This window comes from Streptomyces sp. NPDC059355, assembly GCF_042752335.1.
In the GTDB taxonomy this organism is placed as follows: domain Bacteria; phylum Actinomycetota; class Actinomycetes; order Streptomycetales; family Streptomycetaceae; genus Streptomyces.
Window position 1 is genome coordinate 97,671 of record NZ_JBHYXN010000021.1, and the last position, 18,731, is coordinate 116,401.

An 18,731-nucleotide genomic window follows, 5' to 3' on the forward strand; every position below is an offset into this window, starting at 1 on the left:
ACGGCCTGCCGTACGGAGCACGGAGCACGGACCCGGATCACACCGCCAGGGGGCACCCATGGGCAGAGGTCAGGCCGGCCGCGGCGGGCTCGTCGCGCTCGCCGCCTGCGTCGGCGTCTGGCTCGTCTGCAGCGGCTCCGGCCGGTCGACCGGCCCCCCGCTGCCCTCCCCCGCCGACGGGCTCGGCACGCAGACCCTCTATCCGGGCAGCATCGACCCGCTCCCGGGCTCCCCGCCCACCCGGATCCGGATCCCGTCCATCCGGGTGGACGCCCCGCTGACCGGGCTGGGGCTCGGCCCCGACGGCAGCATCGAGGTGCCGCCGCCCGCCCGCCGCGATCTGGCGGGCTGGTACCGGGACGGCACCACCCCGGGCGCGGTCGGCACCGCCGTCGTCGTCGGCCACGTCGACCACGCCACGGGCCCGGCGGTCTTCTACCGCCTGGGCGCGCTGCACCGCGGAGCCGCGATCGAGGTGCCGCGCGCGGACGGACGTACGGCCGTGTTCACCGTCCACGCGGTCCAGGTGTACGGGGCCGACCACTTCCCCGACTCCCGCGTGTACGGGCCCTCGCCGCGCGCGGAGCTCCGCGTGATCACCTGCGGCGGGGGCTTCTCGCCGCGAACCGGCTACCAGGGCAACGTGGTCGTCTTCGCCCACCTCACCGGCACCTACCAGGTGTCCGGCGACAAGGCCGGGTGGTCCCTCATCAGCCCCACTGCTCCAGGCCGAGCTTGACCACCAGCGCCGCGACCACCGTCAGCAGCACGCCGCGTACGAACCCGCTGCCCTTCTTCAGCGCCATCCGCGCACCGACCATGCCTCCGGCCAGGTTGAACACCGCCATCAGCGCGGCCAGCTGCCACAGCACCATGCCCTGGTAGGCGAACATCGCGAGCGCCCCGGCGTTCGTGCAGCAGTTGACGATCTTGGCGGTCGCGGAGGCGGTGACCAGGTCGAGGTGGAGCAGCGCGGTCAGGGCGAGCACCAGGAAGGTGCCGGTACCGGGCCCGATGAGCCCGTCGTAGAAGCCGATGCCGAGGCCGGCGAGCCCGATGGCGAGCAGCACCCGCTGACGGCTGACGGGCGCGGTCGAGGGGGCGGCGCCGAAACCGGGCTTGAAGATCACGATGCCCGCGACGACCACGAGCACGCCCATGATGAGCGGTCGCATGGTGTCCTTGCTGATCCCGCCCGCCAGCGCGGCGCCGCCCATGGATCCGGCGAGCGCGGCGATGCCGATCCGGACGGCGAGCTTCACGTCCACCGGCGCCTTGCGCGCGTACGTCACCGCAGCGCCCGCGGTGCCGACGATGGCCACGGCCTTGTTGGTGCCGAGCACCGCGGCGGGGTGCGCGTTCGGCAGGCCGAGGAGCAGGGCGGGCAGGAGCAGCAGTCCGCCGCCGCCCACCACCGCGTCGATCCAGCCGGCCGCGGCGGCGGCCACGCACAGCACGATGATCATGGTCGTTGATATGTCAGGCACGGCCACGACCCTATGGAGCCAATGGGTGCAGCGACCATCAATCGCCGGAAACTTGCGCAAAGGTTGAGCTTTGCCGGGCCGGCACCCGGTCCGGGGCCACCGGCGCGGCCGGATTCACGGTCGCCGTCAGCACCGTCGCGGCCAGCACACTGGCCAGCCCGAGCCCGGCCGCGAGCCGCCGCGCGGGCGGTACGGCGGCCAGCGCGGCCGCGCCCGCCCGCAGGGCGGAGTGCCGCCGCGGCTTACGGTGCCGGGCAGCGGGTACGGACGCGGGCACGGGCGCGGGAATGGGCGCGGAGGTGGCACCCCCGACCGGTACGGACAGGGGGACGTGCAGCGGATGGCGCATGGCGCGGCGGCCTCTCGGAATCACGTGCGGGTCGGGGTCAGAAGCTGAAGCACTCGGAATGGATGCGCCCGGCCGGCACCCCGGCCCTCAGCAGCGCGTTCTGCGTCGCCTCGGCCATCCCCGGCGGCCCGCACAGGTAGACGTCGTGCTCGGTCAGGTCCGGCACCAGCGCGAGCAGCGCCTGCGGGGCCAGCGGATCGTAGGCGGCGTCGGAGGACCCGAGCAGGTAGTGCAGCCCGGCCTGCCGTTCGGCGGCGATGGCCTCCAGCTCCGAGCGCAGCACCAGGTGCTCCGCGGCCCCGGCCCGGTAGAGCAGGGTGATCTCCCCCGGCCCGCCGGGCAGCGTCTCGAACAGCGTCCGCATCGGCGTGATGCCGACCCCGCCCGCGATCAGCAGCACCTTGGGCCGGGTCCGCCGGGCGGCGGTGAGCGCCCCGAACGGCCCGGTGGCGATGACCCTGGTCCCGGGGCGCAGCCGGCGGATCCGGCGGGAGTGCCCGCCGAGCGCCTTCACGGTGATCCGCAGGGCCTGGCCCTGGACCGGAGCGGACAGCGAGAACGGCAGGGCGGTGTGCCACAGGCGGCGCTGCAGGAACCGCCAGCGCAGGAACTGGCCCGGCTCCGCGCGCAGTTCCGCCAGGTGCTGCCCGTACACGACGACGGAGACCACCCCGGGCCCCTCGACCGGCACCTCGGCGACCCGCAGCGCGTGCCTCAGGGCCTGCCGTACGGGGACCACGGCCCGGTACCAGACCAGCAGGACGGCGACGCCTGCGTGGGCGAGGGCCCAGAACCAGCCGGTCAGGGCGAGATCGGGCCCGGCGAGCTGGTGGCCGAAGGCCAGGGAGGCCGCGAGATAGACGAGGAGGTGCACCCCGCGCCAGGTTTCGTGACTGACCCGGCGGCGTACGGCCCGGGCGGAGCTCACCCCGACGGCGGCCAGCAGGGCCGTCCCGGCGAAGGCGGCGGCCACCGCCGGGTAGCCGAACAGGTCCCGGACGGCGGAGACCACGTCGACGCCCTCGTGGACCGCGTATCCGCACAGGGCGAAGAGGGCGTGCCCGAGGCAGAGCAGCAGCACGTGCCGGCCGCCCCGCGCGTGCCAGCGGGCGAGCCGGTCGGCGCCGACCCCGTGCTCGACGGCGGGCACCCTGGCCATCAGGAAGAGCAGTACGAGCACGCCGTACCCGGCGAGCAGGCCGGTCAGGTGCGCGGCGGTCGCGAACAGCGCGTCGAGCCGCGCGGAGGGCCGCACCTGGGCCGCCCACAGCAGCGCCACCAGCCCCGCACCGCCGAGCATCCCGCCCTTGACCCGCATCGCCGCATCTCGCACGAGGATCACGCTAAGGGCGGTCCGATCCCCGCCGACCTGCCCGAACGCATCCTTAAGCCGCCCTTGAGGGACGCCTCACCGACCCTTAACCCGGGCGCTGAGGTGCGCGTTCCGTCCGGGTAACAGCGGCGATGCGGCGGGGAAACAGCGAACACGCACGCTCGTTCCATGACCTCGGAACAGCAGCGTGTGGTGGTGATAGGCGGCGGCCTCGCGGGCCTGCGGCTCGCCGCACGGCTGGGCGCGCGGGACGGCGGGCGGGACGGCGCACATGCGGAGGTGACGGTCCTCGGCGAGGAGTCGCACGTTCCGTACAACCGGGTCCTGCTGGCGGAGGTCCTCGCGGGCCGGTACGCACCGGAGGTGACCGCCCTCCCGGACCCCGGCCCGGCGCTGCGGCGGGGCGTCCGCGCGGTCCGCGTCGACCGCGCCGACCGGACGGTCCACTGCGACGACGGCAGCACCGAGCGGTACGACGCGCTGGTCCTCGCCACGGGCTCGAACGCGGTCCTCCCGCCACTGCGCGGGCTGTTCGAGCCGGCGGGGCGGGAACTCCCCGACGGGGTGCACGCGTTCCGCACCATGGACGACTGCCTCGCCCTGACGGCCGCGGTGGCCGCGGGGTCCGGCGTGCGCGCCGTGGTGATCGGCGGCGGCCTCCTCGGCGTCTCGGCGGCCCGCGCCCTGGCCGAGCGCGGCGCCCAGGTGGTCCTGGCCCAGCAGGGCGAGCGGCTGATGGAGCGCCAGCTGGACACCGACGCCTCGGCGCTGCTGCACAACCACCTGACCACCCTCGGCATCGAGATCCACACCCAATGCCGGGTCCGCGGCCTGACGACGGCCCCCCGCCCGGCCGGGAGCGACCGCTCCCGGCCGGGAGCGGGCGGCCGGCGCGTCACCGGAGTCGAGTTCGCCGACGGATACCGGCTCGACGCCGATGTCGTCGTACTGGCCTGCGGCGTGCGGCCCCGGACGGGGCTCGCGCTCGCCGCCGGGCTCGACGTGCGCACCGGGATCGTGGTGGACGACCGGCTGCGGACCAGCGACCCCCGTATCCACGCCATCGGCGACTGCGCCGAGCACGCCGGCCGGGTGTACGGCCTCGCGGGCCCCGCGCTGGAACAGGCCGACGCCCTGGCGGAGCAGCTGGGCGCCACCACCGGCGGGACCGCCCCCGGATACACCGGAACCCGCGCCCTCACCCGCCTCACCCTCAGCACGGCCGCGGGCACCGCCACCGCTCCCGGCGGCCCCGGCCCGCTCGACCTCGCCGCCTTCGGCGAGACCACCCCGCTCCCCGGTGACGACGTGGTACGCCTCGCCGACGCCACCCGCCGGACCTACCGGAAGGTCGTCGTCCGCGGCGACCGCCTCGTCGGCGGGGTCCTCCTCGGCGAACTCTCCACCGTGGGCGCCCTCGCCCGCAGCTGGGAGGACGCCGAGTCCCTGACCGACCTGTTCCACCTGCTCACCGACGACGGAGGCTCCTGATCATGGCCGCAGCCACGCCCACGCCCACCCCCGCCATCGTGCTCATCGGTCACGGCATGGTCGGCCAGCGCTACCTGGAGGCCCTCGCCGAGCGCGGGGCCGCCGCCACGCACCGGATCACCGTGCTCTGCGAGGAACCCCGGCCCGCCTACGACCGCGTGCACCTCACCTCGTACTTCTCCGGCAGCACCCCCGAGGACCTCTCTCTCACCCCCGCCGGGTTCATGGAGCAGCACGGCATCGAGCTGCACCTCGGCGACCCCGCCGAGTCCATCGACCGCGACGCCCGCACCGTCACCTCCCGCTCCGGGCGGGTGTTCCCGTACGACGTGCTGGTGCTCGCGACCGGCAGCTACCCCTTCGTGCCGCCCGTCCCCGGCAAGGACGCGCCCGGCTGCTTCGTCTACCGCACCATCGAGGACCTGCTCGCGATCGAGGAGTACGCGAAGAACCTCCCCCAGACTTCATCCGGGGGGACCCCCCGCAGCGGCGCGGTCGTCGGCGGCGGGCTCCTCGGGCTGGAGGCGGCCGGCGCCCTCAAGGGGCTCGGCCTCGCCACCCGCGTCGTGGAGTTCGCCCCGCGTCTGATGCCCGTCCAGGTCGACGACGGCGGCGGCGCGGCCCTGCTGCGCACCATCGAGTCGATGGGGCTGACGGTCCACACCGGCGTCGGCACCCAGGAGGTGCTCACCGGAGCCGACGGCTCCGTCAGCGGCATGCGGCTCTCCGACGGCTCCACCGTCGACACCGACCTCGTCGTCTTCTCCGCCGGGGTCCGCCCCCGCGACCACCTCGCCCGCGCCTCGGGCCTGACCGTCGGCGAGCGCGGCGGCATCGGCGTCGACTCCCGCTGCCGCACCTCCGACCCGCGCGTCTACGCCATCGGCGAGTGCGCGCTGGCCGCCGACGGCCGGGTGTACGGGCTGGTCGGTCCCGGGTACGAGATGGCCGAGACGGCCGCCGAGGACCTCCTGGGCCGGGACAAGGAGTTCACCGGAGCCGACCTCTCCACCAAGCTCAAGCTGCTCGGCGTGGACGTGGCCTCCTTCGGCGACGCCCACGGCGCGGCACCCGGCAGCCTCGACGTCGTCTACTCCGACTCCCGCTCCGGGGTCTACAAGAAGCTGGTCGTCTCCCCCGAGGGGGTCCTGCTCGGCGGGGTCCTGGTCGGCGACGCCGACTCGTACGGCCTGCTGCGCCCGCTCACCGGCAGCGTCCCGCCGGTCAGCCCGGACCAGCTGGTCCTGCCCGCCGGCCTCGGCGCGCCCGTCGCGCTCGGCCCGTCGGCGCTCCCCGACTCCGCGGTGATCTGCTCCTGCCACAACGTCACCAAGAAGGAGATCGCCGCCTGTTCGACCCTCCCCGAGGTCAAGCAATGCACCAAGGCGGGCACCGGCTGCGGCAGCTGCCTCAAGATGATCGGCCAGCTGCTGCCCGCGGCCACCGACAAGGGGCTGTGCGGCTGCTTCCCCTTCACCCGCGCCGAGCTCTACGAGATCGTCCGGACCCGCCGGCTGACCTCGTACGAGCAGCTCCTCGACGGGCACGGCCGGGAGGCCGCCCGCGGCGGCGACGGCTGCGAGGTCTGCAAGCCGACGGTCGGCTCGATCATCGCCTCGCTCGCCCCCACCCTCGGCGCGAGCGGCTACGTCCTCGACGGGGAGCAGGCCGCCCTCCAGGACACCAACGACCACTTCCTCGCGAACCTGCAGCGCAACGGCTCGTACTCGGTCGTCCCGCGCATCCCCGGCGGTGAGATCACCCCCGACAAGCTCATCGTGATCGGCGAGGTGGCCCGCGACTTCGGGCTCTACACGAAGATCACCGGCGGCCAGCGCATCGACCTCTTCGGGGCCAGCGTGGACCAGCTCCCGCGGATCTGGGCCCGGCTCGTGGAGGCCGGGTTCGAGTCCGGGCACGCGTACGGCAAGGCCCTGCGCACGGTGAAGTCCTGCGTGGGCCAGACCTGGTGCCGGTACGGAGTCCAGGACTCCGTCCGCATGGCCATCGACCTGGAGCTGCGCTACCGGGGCCTGCGCGCCCCGCACAAGCTCAAGTCGGCGGTCTCCGGCTGCGCCCGCGAGTGCGCGGAGGCGCAGAGCAAGGACTTCGGCGTCATCGCGACGGCCAACGGCTGGAACCTCTACGTCGGCGGGAACGGCGGGGCCACCCCGCGCCACGCGGACCTGCTGGCACAGGACCTGTCGGACGTCGAACTGGTCCGGCTCATCGACCGGTTCCTGATGTTCTACATCCGCACGGCGGACCGGCTGGAGCGCACCTCCACCTGGCTGGACCGGCTGGAGGGCGGCCTGGACCACCTGCGGGACGTGGTCGTGCACGACTCGCTCGGGCTGTGCGCGGAGCTGGAGGCGCTGATGAGCGACCACGTGGCCCACTACCGCGACGAATGGGCCGAGACCCTGCAGGACCCGGAGCGGCTGCGCCGGTTCGTGTCCTTCGTGAACGCGCCCGGCGCCCCCGACCCGACCGTGAAGTTCGTCCCCGAACGCGACCAGGTCAAGCCCGACCTGACCATTCTCGACATCCGGCCGCTGGAGGCCGTGGGAGGCACCCGATGACCGTGGAACTGCACGTGAGCGAAGGCTGGCTGACCGTGTGTGAACTGTCCGACCTGACCCCCGGGCGGGGGGTGGCGGTCCTGCTGCCCGACGGGAGCCAGGCCGCGGTGTTCATCGACCGGTCGGGGCGCACGTACGCCATCGACAACCGGGATCCGTTCACCGGGGCGGCCGTGCTCTCGCGGGGGCTGGTCGGGTGCGCGGAGGGCAGGCCCTTCGTCGCCTCGCCGCTGCTGAAGCAGCGCTTCGACCTCGTATCGGGGCGCTGCCTGGACGACGAGGCGGAGGCGGTCCGGACCTACCCGGTGCGGACCGCCGTGACCTCGGCCGCGGTGGCGTAGCGGGGCATCAGCCCTGGACGGCCGCCGGGTCCATCCAGACGTACTCCCAGACGTGGCCTTCCAGGTCCTCGAAGGCCCGGCCGTACATGAAGCCGAGGTCCTGGGCCGGGCGGGGCTCGGTGGCGCCCGCCGCGAGGGCGGCGCCGACCACCTCGTCGACCTGCTCCCGGCTCTCCGCGCTCAGGGCGAGCATCACCTCGGTGGTCTTGGTGGCGTCCGCGACCTCCTTGGTCGCGAAATCCTTGAAGCGGGCCTCGGTCATGAGCATCGCGAAGATCGTGTCGCTGATGACCAGGCAGCCGGTCTGCTCGTCGCTGAACTGGGGGTTGAAGGAGTAGCCGAGCTTGACCCAGAACGCCTTGGCGGCCTCGATGTCCTTGACCGGCAGGTTGACGAAGATCATGGTGGGCATCTCGGTCCCTCTTCTCTCGTGTGTGCGTCTCGTGTGCGCTTTCGAGAGATAGACCGGGGGCACCGGGAAAACTCATCGCTCCCGCGGAAATTTTTCCGGGAACTGAGCCGCCGGTTCCCCGCAGGCCGCCGGGCAGGGCGCGTTTACGCACGTCAGGCCGGTGAGCGGAGCTGCAGGGCGGCCAGCGGGACGAAGCCTTGGGCATCCTCCCGCCGGAGCAGCGCGGGGTCCGCCCCGGCCAGCCGCTTGTGCAGGGCCAGGGCGATCCGCTCGCCGGTCGCCTTGGCCCGCTCCGCGTTCGGCCCCCGGTGCAGGCCGTCGACGGCGGCGTTCCACAGCTGGACCCAGCGCCCGAAGTCCTCGGCGGTCATCGTCCGCGCCGTGTGCAGGGCGGCGTGCGGGCCGAAGGCGTCGCGCCCGTAACCGGCCGTGCGGAACAGGGCCCGCTCCCAGAAATCCGTGATGCGGGGCAGATGGACCTCCAGGTCCGTGCCGGCGATCTCGGTGAAGAACGGCCCGATCCGCCGGTCGGCGAAAGCGGCGGTGTAGAAGCGGCGCAGCACGACGGTGAGGTCGGCGCGACCGGAGATGTCGTTGTCCGCGGCGAACTGGTTCATGGCTTCACCATCCTGGCGCACGCGGGGGTGTCCCAGGGCGGAAAGTCCCGCCGTTCGTCACTTCGTGCGGACCGCGGGCGAACCGGTTGCATGCGAAGCGGCCGCCCGCCGACCGGCCGCCGGGCGGGCCCCCGACCCGTACGGCCGGTCCGGGGGCCCTCGACGGCCGGCAGGGCCGTCCGGACCGGCAGGGCCCGTCCGGACCCGGCTAGGAGGCCACCGCTCCGCCCTTCAGCAGCGCGGCCCCCAGAGGGGTCACCGTGTGCAGCACGGCGTTGCCCCGGCGCAGGGTGGTCACCAGGCCCGCCTCGCGCATCACGCAGGCGTGCTGGCTCGCGGAGGCCAGCGAGACCCCGGCCCGGCGGGCCAGCTCGCTGGTGGTGGCCCCGTCGCCGATGGCCCGCAGCACCACCGAGCGGGTGTGCCCGACGAGTTTGCCCAGCGTGCGCTGGCGCTGCTCCTCCAGGGGGCGAATCGATTCACCGGCGGCGGAGGCCGAGGCCAGCTGCGCCGCCGCCGGGTAGACCAGCACCGGCGGCAGCTCCGGGTCGTGCAGGGTCACGGCGGTGCGCCGGCAGAAGAACGACGGCTGGAGCAGCAGCCCGCGCCCCCGCAGCCGTACGTCGCGGTCCACGGGGTAGTCGCACTCCAGGACCGGCGCCCGCCAGCGCAGCATCGGCGGCAGCGAGGCCAGCAGCTCGTCCGCGCCCCCGTCCAGCAGGGCCCGGCCGCGCGCGGCCCGCTCGGCCTCGATCTGGGCCTGGATGTGGGTCCAGTACGGCTCCACGGCCGCCCGGTGGTAGCCGCGCAGCTCGCCCAGCAGTCTCGGCAGGTGCTTGGTGCCGCCCTCCATGAAGTCCCGCAGCCGCCGCGGGACCGGCGCGTGGGCGCCCCCGCTGACGGCCGAGGGCATGCCGAAGGCGGCCCCGACGCCGGTGCCCGCGCCCAGCAGCGCCAGCTCGCACCGCATCCGCTCGGGGCGGATCCCGCGCAGGGCGTCCAGGCCCACGTCCCACCCGTACTGCCCCTCCACAGGGGTCAGGAAATCGGGAAAATAACCACGACTCGGTATGAGCGCACCGAGCAAACGTGTTTCACTATTCAACCTGCTCCGGGTTTCCGTACGCCATTCACCGAAGAGCCGGGCATCACGCCGGTCTCTTAAGCGGTGAAAACTCAGAATCGTTTCCCACAACGCATCGGGACGCCCTGCCATCCGTACGCGTGCCAGGTCCACTCCAGTGAAATGGATACGCAGCACCGAACCCCCACCTGTGCAACCGCAATCCCCCCGCCTCATGAGTATGCATGCCGTCACACGACGTCACCACGCCCTTTCGGCCACAGTTGAAACCCCTTTCGGCGGGGGCGTGACAACCGAAATCCTGTACTCCGCCAGGCACACTCCGGTGCGACCGAAACGCTCCGTGAAGGCCGTGGGGGGCTTTGCGGGGCCTGGCGGTCGGTCGCACCGGGAAGCGCCGACGTGCCTGGCAGATTGGCCGGCAGGCGGTGGACGGGTGGGGATCCGTCCACCGCCTGCTGGCGTAAAGATTTGCCGAACAACAAAAAGAGGCGCGTCCGCCCTCGGGGGTCAGGGAACCCGGGGGCGGACGCGCAGTCAGCGGGCCGTGTCAGGCCTGGAGGGACTCAGCGGCTGTCGCTGCCCTTCGCCTCGGCGGCGGCACGGCCGGCCTCCAGGCGCGCCACCGGAATCCGGAAGGGCGAGCAGGAGACGTAGTCGAGACCCACCTCGTGGAAGAAGTGGACGGACTCGGGGTCACCGCCGTGCTCGCCGCAGACGCCGAGCTTGAGGTCGGGGCGGGTCTCCCGGCCGGCCTGGACCGCGCTGCGGACCAGGGCGCCGACACCGTCCTTGTCGATGGTCTCGAACGGCGAGACCCCGAAGATGCCCTTCTCCAGGTACGCGGTGAAGAAGCTGGCCTCGACGTCGTCGCGGGAGAAGCCCCACACCGTCTGGGTCAGGTCGTTCGTGCCGAAGGAGAAGAACTGCGCGGCCTCGGCGATCTGGCCGGCGGTCAGGGCGGCGCGCGGCAGCTCGATCATCGTGCCGATGGACAGCTTGAGGCTGGTGCCCGTGGCGGCCTCGACCTCGGCGATGACCGCGTCGGCCTCCTCGCGGACGATCTCCAGCTCCTGGACGGTGCCCACGAGCGGGACCATGATCTCGGCGCGCGGGTCGCCCTTGGCGTTCTTGCGCTCGGCCGCGGCCTCGGCGATCGCCCGGACCTGCATGGCGAACAGACCGGGGATGACCAGGCCGAGGCGGACACCGCGCAGACCCAGCATCGGGTTCTGCTCGTGCAGCTTGTGCACGGCCTGGAGCAGGCGCAGGTCGTTCTCGTTGGCGTCCTTGCGGGCCTCGGCGAGGGCGACGCGCACCGACAGCTCGGTGATGTCGGGCAGGAACTCGTGCAGCGGCGGGTCGAGGAGACGGACGGTGACGGGCAGTCCGTCCATCGCCTCGAACAGCTCGACGAAGTCCTTCTTCTGGAGCGGCAGGAGGGCACTCAGTGCCGCCTCGCGCTCCTTGTCGGTGTCCGCGAGGATCAGGTGCTCGACCAGCTCGCGGCGCTCGCCGAGGAACATGTGCTCGGTGCGGCACAGGCCGATGCCCTGGGCGCCGAAGCGGCGGGCGCGCAGTGCGTCCTCGGCGTTGTCGGCGTTGGCGCGCACCCGCAGCCGGCGGACGCGGTCCGCGTAGGCCATGATCCGGTGGACGGCCTGGACCAGCTCGTCGGCGTCGTCGGCGCCGGCGTGCATGCGGCCCTCGAAGTACTCGACGACCGGGGACGGTACGACGGGTACCTCACCGAGGTAGACCTTGCCGGTGGAGCCGTCGATGGAGACGACGTCGCCCTCCTCGACCACCGTGCCGCCGACCGTCATCCGGCGGCGCTTGGTGTCGACCTCGAGGTCCTCGGCGCCGCAGACGCAGGTCTTGCCCATGCCGCGGGCCACGACGGCGGCGTGCGAGGTCTTGCCGCCGCGCGAGGTCAGGATGCCCTCGGCGGCGATCATGCCGTCCAGGTCGTCCGGGTTGGTCTCGCGGCGGATCAGGATGACCTTCTCGCCGGAGCGGGACCACTTGACGGCCGTGTACGAGTCGAAGACGGCCTTGCCGACGGCCGCGCCCGGGGAGGCGGCGATGCCGCGGCCGAGCAGCGCGCTCTTGGCGTCCTCGTCGAAGCGCGGGAACATCAGCTGCGCGAGCTGGGCGCCGTTGACGCGCTGCAGCGCCTCGGCCTCGTCGATGAGGCCCTGGTCCACGAGCTGGGTGGCGATGCGGAAGGCGGCGCCGGCGGTGCGCTTGCCGACGCGGGTCTGCAGCATCCACAGCTGGCCGCGCTCGATGGTGAACTCGATGTCGCAGAGATCCTTGTAGTGGGTCTCCAGCGTCGTCATGATCGTCATGAGCTGGTCGTACGAAGCCTTGTCGATCGACTCCAGGTCCGCCAGCGGAACGGTGTTGCGGATGCCCGCGACGACGTCCTCGCCCTGGGCGTTCTGCAGGTAGTCGCCGTAGACGCCCGCGTGGCCGCTGGCCGGGTCGCGGGTGAAGGCGACGCCGGTGCCGGAGTCGGGGCCCAGGTTGCCGAAGACCATGGAGCAGATGTTGACCGCGGTGCCCAGGTCGCTCGGGATGCGCTCCTGGCGGCGGTAGAGCTTGGCACGGTCGGTGTTCCAGGAGTTGAAGACCGCCTCGACGGCGAGGTCGAGCTGCTCGCGGGCGTCCTGCGGGAACTCGCGGCCGGCCTGCTTGGCGACGATCTTCTTGAAGCGGGTGACCAGCTTCTTGAGGTCGGCGGCGTCGAGGTCGGTGTCGACGGTGACCTTCTTGGCGGCCTTGGCCTCGTCGAGGGCCTCCTCGAAGAGCTCGCCCTCGACGCCGAGGACGGTCTTGCCGAACATCTGGATGAGGCGGCGGTACGAGTCCCACGCGAAGCGCTCGTTGCCGGCCTGGGAGGCGAGGCCGGCCACGGACTCGTCGGAGAGGCCGATGTTGAGGACCGTGTCCATCATGCCCGGCATCGAGAACTTGGCACCGGAACGCACGGAGACCAGCAGCGGGTCGTCCGACTGGCCGAGCTTCTTGCCCATCTTCGCCTCGAGGGCCGCCAGGTGGGCGCTGACCTCGTCGCGCAGCGCGGCCGGGGCCTCTCCGCTGTCGAGGTAGACCTTGCAGGCCTCGGTGGTGATGGTGAAGCCGGGAGGGACCGGCAGACCCAGGTTGGTCATCTCGGCGAGGTTGGCCCCCTTGCCGCCGAGAAGGTCCTTGAGGTCGCGGTTTCCCTCGGTGAAGTCGTAGACGAACTTCTGATCTTTGTTTTCCGACACGGGTCTCGACTCCTCGAGGACTCGGTGGCTGCCCTGACGGCCAGGAACATACCCAGATCGAAGGCTTCTGGGTACGTCCACTTGGTCGTCATGTGCCTGTAACCACTCGTGCGCCACCAGATCGAAAGTAACCGATGGGTAGCCAGAACATACGAAGAGCGTTCACCTCCCGAAACCGGAAGGGCCTCCTGAGGCCTGTTTCTGCTCGGATGAGCGATCATCGATACATTTGCGTTCAAATCTTGAACGCACAAAGGGTGGCACCCAGTGCCACCCTTTGGAAGTCATACCCGTGATTCTCGCGCTCATGTGAGCGCAACCCCACCCATGCGTGGCGTATGTCACGCCGCTGGTGGCATAGTTTGTCAGCTGATTCTCAGCCCCCGGACGTGTCCAGTTCGGCATCCGCGCTCACGCCCGCGCAGTCGTACGGATCCTTCAGCCAGCCATCCGGGAGGACAACCCGGTTGTTTCCGGACGTCCGGCCGCGCGGGCCGTCCGCGCTCTCGGGCCATGCCTGGTCCAGGTCGAGCTCGCTCAGATGAGCGTTCAGCTCGGCCAGGGACGAGGTGACCGCGAGCTTCTTCCGCATCTCGGAACCCACCGAGAAGCCCTTGAGGTACCAGGCCACGTGCTTACGGAAGTCGATCACCCCGCGCGCCTCGTCGCCGATCCACTCGCCCAGCAGCTGGGCGTGGCGGTGCATGGTGCCCGCGACCTCGCGCAGCGTGGGCTTGTGGAAGTCCTCGGGGCGCCCCTCGAAGGCCGCGACCAAGTCGTTGAACAGCCACGGGCGGCCGAGGCAGCCGCGTCCCACGACCACTCCGTCGCAGCCGGTCTCGCGGACCATGCGCAGCGCGTCCTCGGCGCACCAGATGTCGCCGTTGCCGAGCACGGGGATCTCCGGCACGTGCTCCTTGAGCCGCGCGATGGCGTCCCAGTCGGCGGTGCCGCCGTAGTGCTGGGCGGTGGTGCGCCCGTGCAGGGCGATGGCGGTGACGCCTTCCTCGACGGCGATGCGGCCGGCGTCCAGGTAGGTGAGGTGGTCGTCGTTGATGCCCTTGCGCATCTTCATGGTGACCGGCAGGTCGCCGGCGCCCGCGACCGCCTCGCGCAGGATCGCGCGCAGCAGGTTCCGCTTGTACGGGAGGGCGGAGCCGCCGCCCTTGCGGGTCACCTTGGGCACCGGGCAGCCGAAGTTGAGGTCGATGTGGTCGGCACGGTCCTCTTCGACGATCATGCGGACCGCCTTGCCGACCGTCGCCGGGTCGACTCCGTACAGCTGGATCGAGCGAGGCTTCTCGGTCTCGTCGAAGTGGATCAGCTGCATGGTCTTCTCGTTGCGCTCGACCAGGGCGCGGGTCGTGATCATCTCGCTCACGAACAGTCCCTTGCCGCCGCTGAACTCCCGGCAGAGGGTGCGGAACGGGGCATTGGTGATGCCGGCCATGGGGGCGAGCACCACGGGGGGCTGCACGGTGTGCGGGCCGATCGCGAGCGGCGGGGGGAGCGTGGTCATCCCCCCATTGTCGCCCAGACCGAGCGGAGCACGCATCTCTTTAGTTAGGCGTACTATCGGAACTGTGCCGGAGTTGAGCCGCCGACGGCGGATGCTGGTCCTGGCGATCTGCTGCATGAGCCTGCTCATCGTCAGCCTCGACGTGACCGTCCTGAACGTCGCCCTGCCCTCGATGCGCCGCGAGCTGGACGCCTCGGTCTCCGGCATGCAGTGGACGATCGACGCGTACACGCTGGTCCTGGCCTCGCTGCTGATGCTGGCGGGCTCCACGGCGGACCGGATCGGGCGCCGCAGGGTCTTCACCGTGGGCCTGGTGTTCTTCACCGCCGGCTCGCTGCTCTGCTCGCTGGCGCCAACCCTGGAGTGGCTGATCGCCTTCCGGATGGTCCAGGCCGTGGGCGGCTCGATGCTCAACCCGGTCGCCATGTCGATCATCACCAACACCTTCACGGATCCGCGCGAGCGGGCCCGGGCCATCGGCGCCTGGGGCGCGGTGGTCGGCATCTCCATGGCCGTGGGACCGCTGATCGGCGGGCTCCTGGTGGAGTCCGTCGGCTGGCGGTCCATTTTCTGGATCAACCTCCCGATCGGGCTGCTGGCCCTGGCGCTGACCCTGCGGTTCGTCCCCGAGTCCCGGGCGGCGCGCCCGCGCCGTCCGGACCCGGTGGGCCAGCTGCTGGTCATGGCCCTGCTGGGCTCCATGACGTACGGGATCATCGAGGCGCCGAGCGCCGGCTGGAACTCCCCGGTCATCCTCGGCTGCGCCGCCCTGGCCGTGGCCTCGCTGGTGGGGCTGCTGGTCTACGAGCCGCGGCGGACGGAGCCGCTGATCGACCCGCGGTTCTTCCGGAGCGCTCCCTTCAGCGGCGCGACGGTGATCGCGATCGGGGCCTTCGCCGCGCTGTCGGGGTTCCTGTTCCTGAACACCCTGTACCTGCAGGAGGTACGGGGGCTCAGCGCGCTCGAGGCCGGGCTCTACATGCTGCCGATGGCCCTGCTCACCTTCCTCTGCGCCCCGCTGTCGGGCCGCCTGGTCGGCAATCGGGGGCCGCGGCCGTCGCTGCTGATCGCGGGGACGGCGATGGCGGCGAGCGGGGTGCTGTTCGCCGCCTTCTCGGCGGAGACGTCGACACCGCTGCTGTTCACCGCTTACGTGCTGTTCGGGCTCGGCTTCGGCATGGTGAACGCGCCCATCACGAACACGGCGGTCTCCGGGATGCCCCGGGCCCAGGCGGGGGTGGCGGCCGCCGTCGCCTCGACCAGCAGGCAGACCGGCGGAACACTGGGCGTGGCCGTGATCGGCGCGGTCCTGGCGGCGGGGACGGCGGGCGGCGCCGATTTCGTCGAGGCGACGCGGCCGGCCTGGTGGATCATCACGGGCTGCGGACTGCTCGCGCTCGTGGTGGGCGCCGCGACCAGCGGTCGCTGGGCCATGGCGACGGCGGCGCGGACGGCCCGCACGCTGGAGCAGGAGGCGGCAGGACCGTCACGGGCCGCGGCGCCGCCGCGCGGCTGAGACCGGGGAGCACCGGGGCCTGATCCGAAGGACGGGGCCCAGGACCCCGGGGCCCCTTACCCGCCGCACTCGAAGTGTTCGGGGTTCGAGTCGATCCGGCCCAGCAGTGCGCGCAGGGCGTCCCGATCCTGCTGCGAGAACGCCGAGAACAGCGAGAGCTCGACCTCGTCGAGCGCCGCGTTCGTCTTGGCGAGGGCGCTGGATCCGGCCTCGGTGATGGCCACGTTGTGACGGCGGCGGTCCGCCGGATCCCGGCGGCGGACGGCCAGGCCCTCGCCCTCCAGGTCGTTCAGGATGCCGACCAGCACGCTGGGATCCACCTCCAGCCGCTCGGCGAGCACCCGCTGGCCGATGGGGCCGTCCTCCAGGTGCATCAGCGTCATCGCGTGCCGCGGGGTGAGCCCGGCCGCGCTGAGCGCCTTCCTCATGAGGGTCTCGGTGATCGAGCCGTGCCAGGCCAGCAGCAGGCCCAGTCGCTGCGGGGGGTGCGGGGAGTCCTGAGCTGCCGTCATATCGGACATCGTAACAATCGAGGAATGGTTGCAGAGTTTCGATCGTTGATGCTGTTCAATGATTCAACATCACCGATCGTTGGAGTCCATCATGTTTATTGCCTACGCCGTCGTCGCCGGCCTGCTCGCACTCGTCCTGACCGCGTCCGCCACCTTCACGCTCCAGCGGAACGAGGCGGTCATGGCGAGCATGCGGAAGGTGGAGGTCCCGGACGCCTGGCTGCCGCGGCTGGCCGCCCTGAAGGCGGCGGGCGCGGCGGGCCTGGTCGCGGGCCTGTGGGTAACGCCGCTGGGCGTGGCCGCCGCCGTCGGCGTGACGCTCTACTTCATCGGCGCGGTCATCAGCCACCTGCGCGTCAAGGACTTCGAACTGGCCCCGGCGGCCGTCCTCGCCCTGGTCGCGGCGGCGGCGCTGGCCCTGCGGGTGGCGGCATAGCCGCCCTGACGAGTGACAGATATTGAAATCTGTCACTCGTCATGCCATGGTTGTTCCATGACCACGAACGAGCACACCCGCACCCTCGGCTCGACCGGCCCCTCCGTCTTCCCGCTGGGGCTGGGCTGCATGGGCATGTCCGCCCTGTACGGGGAAGCCGATCGCACCGAGTCCGTCGCGACCATCCACGCCTACCTGGACGCCGTCCCCGACGGCGCGAGCGCGCTGCTCGACACCGGCGACTTCTACGGCATGGGGCACAACGAGATGCTCATCGGCGAAGCCCTGCGCACCGCGCCCGCCGCGGCCCGCGAGCAGGCGCTGGTCAGCGTGAAGTTCGGCGCCCTGCGAACCGTCGAGGGCGGTTTCACCGGCTATGACGGCCGCCCCGAGGCCGTCAAGAACTTCCTGGCCTACTCACTCCAGCGCCTGGGCCGGGACCACATCGACGTCTACCGGATCGCCCGCGTCGACCCGTCCGTCCCGATCGAGGAGACCGTCGGCGCCATCGCCGAGGCCGTCGAAGCCGGGCACGTACGGCACATCGGCCTCTCCGAGGTCGGTGCGGACACCCTGCGCCGCGCCGCGGCCGTGGCGCCGATCTCGGACCTCCAGATCGAGTACTCGCTCATCTCCCGCGGCATCGAGGCGGAGATCCTGCCGACCGCCCGCGAGCTGGGCATCGGGATCACGGCGTACGGGGTGCTGAGCCGCGGCCTGATCAGCGGGCACTTCGGCCGCGACCGGGAGCTGGCGCCCGGCGACTTCCGCGGGATGAGCCCCCGTTTCCAGGGCGAGAACCTGCAGCGCAACCTCGACCTGGTCGACGCCCTGCGCAAGGTCGCGGAGGACAAGGGGGTCAGCGTCGCCCAGACCGCCATCGCCTGGGTGCTCTCGCGCGGCGAGGACATCGTGCCGCTGGTGGGCGCCCGCCGTCGGGACAGACTGGCCGAGGCACTGGGTGCCACGGCCGTGGAGCTGACCGCCGCGGACCTGGCGGCCATCGAGGAGGCGGTCCCTGCGGGAGCGGCGGCCGGCGACCGGTACCCGGAAGCGCAGATGGCCCACCTCGACAGCGAGCACTGAGCGGGCGGTACGGTCGTACTCATGCCCCCCGCTGCTGCCGAGCCCCTGACACCCGAGCGCATCCTCGAGACCACCGAGGAGGTGCTGCGCCGCTTCGGCCCCACCAAGGCGACCGTGGTGGACGTGGCCCGCGCCCTGGGCGTCAGCCACGGCAGTGTGTACCGGCACTTCCCGTCGAAGGCGGCGCTGCGCGAGGCCGTCACGGACCGCTGGCTCACCAAGAACGTCGTCCGCCTGGAGGAGATCACGTCGGCCTTTACCGGGACCGCGCCCTCCAAGCTGGAGGCGTGGCTGGAGGCGCTGTTCGAGGCCAAGCGCCACAAGGCGGGTGACGACCCGGAGCTGTTCGCGACGTACACGGTGCTGCTCGCCGAGAACAGCGATGTGGTGGATCAGCACCTGAGCCAGCTGATCGAGCAGTTGTGCCGGATCATCGCGGAGGGCGTCGAGGCGGGCTCGCTCAGTGCGCCCGATGTTCCGGCCGCCGCCCGGGCGGTGTTCGACGCCACCGGCCGTTTCCACGATCCGCAGTACGCGGCGGAGTGGCTGAGGCCCACGATCATCACGGAGTTCGAGGCGGTCACCGCGCTCGTGATCCGGGGCCTTCGCGCCTGACCGGTTTCGAGCATCCGGAACGAGCCACTCCGGACGACTTGATGATCATTTGGGGCGGGGCTGTCTTGTCCGTACC

General features: G+C 71.9%; 17 protein-coding genes. 8 read left to right on the plus strand and 9 right to left on the minus strand.

What is annotated here, in order from left to right; genetic code table 11:
- The first annotated feature begins 58 nt into the window (after positions 1–58).
- On the plus strand, positions 59–739 hold the full coding sequence (locus ACFXGI_RS21155; protein WP_384708713.1) for a class F sortase: 681 nt from the start codon (positions 59–61) through the stop codon (positions 737–739).
- On the opposite strand, the gene ACFXGI_RS21160 is transcribed toward ACFXGI_RS21155, so the two are convergent.
- From ACFXGI_RS21160 to ACFXGI_RS21170, 3 genes are read right to left on the minus strand one after another with little or no spacing between them, the layout of a single operon-like run.
- On the minus strand, positions 711–1,487 hold the full coding sequence (locus tag ACFXGI_RS21160; protein WP_384708716.1) for a sulfite exporter TauE/SafE family protein: 777 nt from the start codon (positions 1,485–1,487) through the stop codon (positions 711–713). The two genes, ACFXGI_RS21155 and ACFXGI_RS21160, sit on opposite strands and share 29 nt — an antisense overlap.
- A 37-nt stretch (positions 1,488–1,524) precedes the next feature.
- Complete coding sequence (locus ACFXGI_RS21165) at positions 1,525–1,836, minus strand: hypothetical protein (protein WP_384708719.1); 312 nt, start codon at positions 1,834–1,836, stop codon at positions 1,525–1,527.
- Positions 1,837–1,873: 37 nt separating this feature from the next.
- A complete protein-coding gene (locus ACFXGI_RS21170; RefSeq protein ID WP_384708722.1) occupies positions 1,874–3,169 on the minus strand; it encodes a ferric reductase-like transmembrane domain-containing protein in 1,296 nt (431 codons plus the stop codon).
- 168 nt (positions 3,170–3,337) lie between these two features.
- Between ACFXGI_RS21170 and ACFXGI_RS21175 the strand changes: the two genes are divergently transcribed.
- From ACFXGI_RS21175 to nirD, 3 genes are read left to right on the plus strand one after another with little or no spacing between them, the layout of a single operon-like run.
- Positions 3,338–4,660 carry an NAD(P)/FAD-dependent oxidoreductase gene (locus tag ACFXGI_RS21175; protein WP_384708725.1) on the plus strand — a complete coding sequence of 441 codons (1,323 nt, stop codon included), beginning with the start codon at positions 3,338–3,340 and terminating at the stop codon, positions 4,658–4,660.
- 2 nt (positions 4,661–4,662) lie between these two features.
- Positions 4,663–7,242 carry a nitrite reductase large subunit NirB gene (gene nirB / locus ACFXGI_RS21180; protein ID WP_384708728.1) on the plus strand — a complete coding sequence of 860 codons (2,580 nt, stop codon included), beginning with the start codon at positions 4,663–4,665 and terminating at the stop codon, positions 7,240–7,242.
- The gene (nirD, locus tag ACFXGI_RS21185; RefSeq protein ID WP_384708731.1) at positions 7,239–7,583 is read left to right on the plus strand and encodes a nitrite reductase small subunit NirD; all 345 of its coding nucleotides are present in this window, start codon (positions 7,239–7,241) and stop codon (positions 7,581–7,583) included. The genes nirB and nirD overlap by 4 nt, the downstream gene beginning before the upstream one ends.
- A 7-nt stretch (positions 7,584–7,590) precedes the next feature.
- On the opposite strand, the gene ACFXGI_RS21190 is transcribed toward nirD, so the two are convergent.
- From ACFXGI_RS21190 to dusB, 5 genes are all read right to left on the minus strand, one after another.
- Positions 7,591–7,995 carry a VOC family protein gene (locus ACFXGI_RS21190; RefSeq protein ID WP_384708734.1) on the minus strand — a complete coding sequence of 135 codons (405 nt, stop codon included), beginning with the start codon at positions 7,993–7,995 and terminating at the stop codon, positions 7,591–7,593.
- Positions 7,996–8,147: 152 nt separating this feature from the next.
- Positions 8,148–8,612: a group III truncated hemoglobin gene (locus tag ACFXGI_RS21195; RefSeq protein ID WP_384708736.1), complete on the minus strand. Its 465-nt coding sequence runs from the start codon at positions 8,610–8,612 to the stop codon at positions 8,148–8,150.
- 208 nt (positions 8,613–8,820) lie between these two features.
- A complete protein-coding gene (locus ACFXGI_RS21200; RefSeq protein WP_384708739.1) occupies positions 8,821–9,873 on the minus strand; it encodes a helix-turn-helix domain-containing protein in 1,053 nt (350 codons plus the stop codon).
- 389 nt (positions 9,874–10,262) lie between these two features.
- A complete protein-coding gene (ppdK, locus tag ACFXGI_RS21205) occupies positions 10,263–12,971 on the minus strand; it encodes a pyruvate, phosphate dikinase (RefSeq protein ID WP_384708742.1) in 2,709 nt (902 codons plus the stop codon).
- A gap of 376 nt (positions 12,972–13,347) precedes the next feature.
- Positions 13,348–14,490, minus strand: coding sequence for a tRNA dihydrouridine synthase DusB (gene dusB / locus ACFXGI_RS21210; protein ID WP_384708745.1), 1,143 nt, complete (start codon positions 14,488–14,490; stop codon positions 13,348–13,350).
- A 64-nt stretch (positions 14,491–14,554) separates the two neighbouring features.
- On the opposite strand from dusB, the gene ACFXGI_RS21215 reads away from it, so the two are divergent.
- A complete protein-coding gene (locus ACFXGI_RS21215; RefSeq protein ID WP_384708748.1) occupies positions 14,555–16,006 on the plus strand; it encodes an MFS transporter in 1,452 nt (483 codons plus the stop codon).
- A gap of 56 nt (positions 16,007–16,062) precedes the next feature.
- Here ACFXGI_RS21215 and ACFXGI_RS21220 read toward each other — a convergent pair whose 3' ends face one another.
- Complete coding sequence (locus tag ACFXGI_RS21220; RefSeq protein ID WP_384708751.1) at positions 16,063–16,518, minus strand: MarR family winged helix-turn-helix transcriptional regulator; 456 nt, start codon at positions 16,516–16,518, stop codon at positions 16,063–16,065.
- A 91-nt stretch (positions 16,519–16,609) separates the two neighbouring features.
- Here ACFXGI_RS21220 and ACFXGI_RS21225 point away from each other — a divergent pair, with 91 nt between their 5' ends.
- From ACFXGI_RS21225 to ACFXGI_RS21235, 3 genes are read left to right on the plus strand one after another with little or no spacing between them, the layout of a single operon-like run.
- Complete coding sequence (locus tag ACFXGI_RS21225) at positions 16,610–16,954, plus strand: DoxX family protein (protein WP_384708754.1); 345 nt, start codon at positions 16,610–16,612, stop codon at positions 16,952–16,954.
- 57 nt (positions 16,955–17,011) lie between these two features.
- Positions 17,012–18,040 (plus strand): aldo/keto reductase, encoded by a 1,029-nt coding sequence (locus tag ACFXGI_RS21230; RefSeq protein ID WP_384708757.1) that lies wholly within the window; start codon positions 17,012–17,014, stop codon positions 18,038–18,040.
- A 21-nt stretch (positions 18,041–18,061) separates the two neighbouring features.
- Positions 18,062–18,655 (plus strand): TetR family transcriptional regulator, encoded by a 594-nt coding sequence (locus tag ACFXGI_RS21235; protein ID WP_384708760.1) that lies wholly within the window; start codon positions 18,062–18,064, stop codon positions 18,653–18,655.
- Positions 18,656–18,731: the final 76 nt, after the last annotated feature.

Bases quoted from the DNA above. Each gene is read 5' to 3' on its own strand.
- ACFXGI_RS21155 (WP_384708713.1), top strand. From the start codon at position 59: ATGGGCAGAGGTCAGGCCGGCCGCGGCGGGCTCGTCGCGCTCGCCGCC.
- ACFXGI_RS21195 (WP_384708736.1), bottom strand. From the start codon at position 8,612: ATGAACCAGTTCGCCGCGGACAACGACATCTCCGGTCGCGCCGACCTC.
- ACFXGI_RS21235 (WP_384708760.1), top strand. From the start codon at position 18,062: ATGCCCCCCGCTGCTGCCGAGCCCCTGACACCCGAGCGCATCCTCGAG.
- ACFXGI_RS21220 (WP_384708751.1), bottom strand. From the start codon at position 16,518: ATGACGGCAGCTCAGGACTCCCCGCACCCCCCGCAGCGACTGGGCCTG.
- nirD (WP_384708731.1), top strand. From the start codon at position 7,239: ATGACCGTGGAACTGCACGTGAGCGAAGGCTGGCTGACCGTGTGTGAA.
- ACFXGI_RS21165 (WP_384708719.1), bottom strand. From the start codon at position 1,836: ATGCGCCATCCGCTGCACGTCCCCCTGTCCGTACCGGTCGGGGGTGCC.
- ACFXGI_RS21190 (WP_384708734.1), bottom strand. From the start codon at position 7,995: ATGCCCACCATGATCTTCGTCAACCTGCCGGTCAAGGACATCGAGGCC.
- ACFXGI_RS21225 (WP_384708754.1), top strand. From the start codon at position 16,610: ATGTTTATTGCCTACGCCGTCGTCGCCGGCCTGCTCGCACTCGTCCTG.
- ACFXGI_RS21230 (WP_384708757.1), top strand. From the start codon at position 17,012: ATGACCACGAACGAGCACACCCGCACCCTCGGCTCGACCGGCCCCTCC.
- ACFXGI_RS21175 (WP_384708725.1), top strand. From the start codon at position 3,338: ATGACCTCGGAACAGCAGCGTGTGGTGGTGATAGGCGGCGGCCTCGCG.
- dusB (WP_384708745.1), bottom strand. From the start codon at position 14,490: ATGACCACGCTCCCCCCGCCGCTCGCGATCGGCCCGCACACCGTGCAG.
- nirB (WP_384708728.1), top strand. From the start codon at position 4,663: ATGGCCGCAGCCACGCCCACGCCCACCCCCGCCATCGTGCTCATCGGT.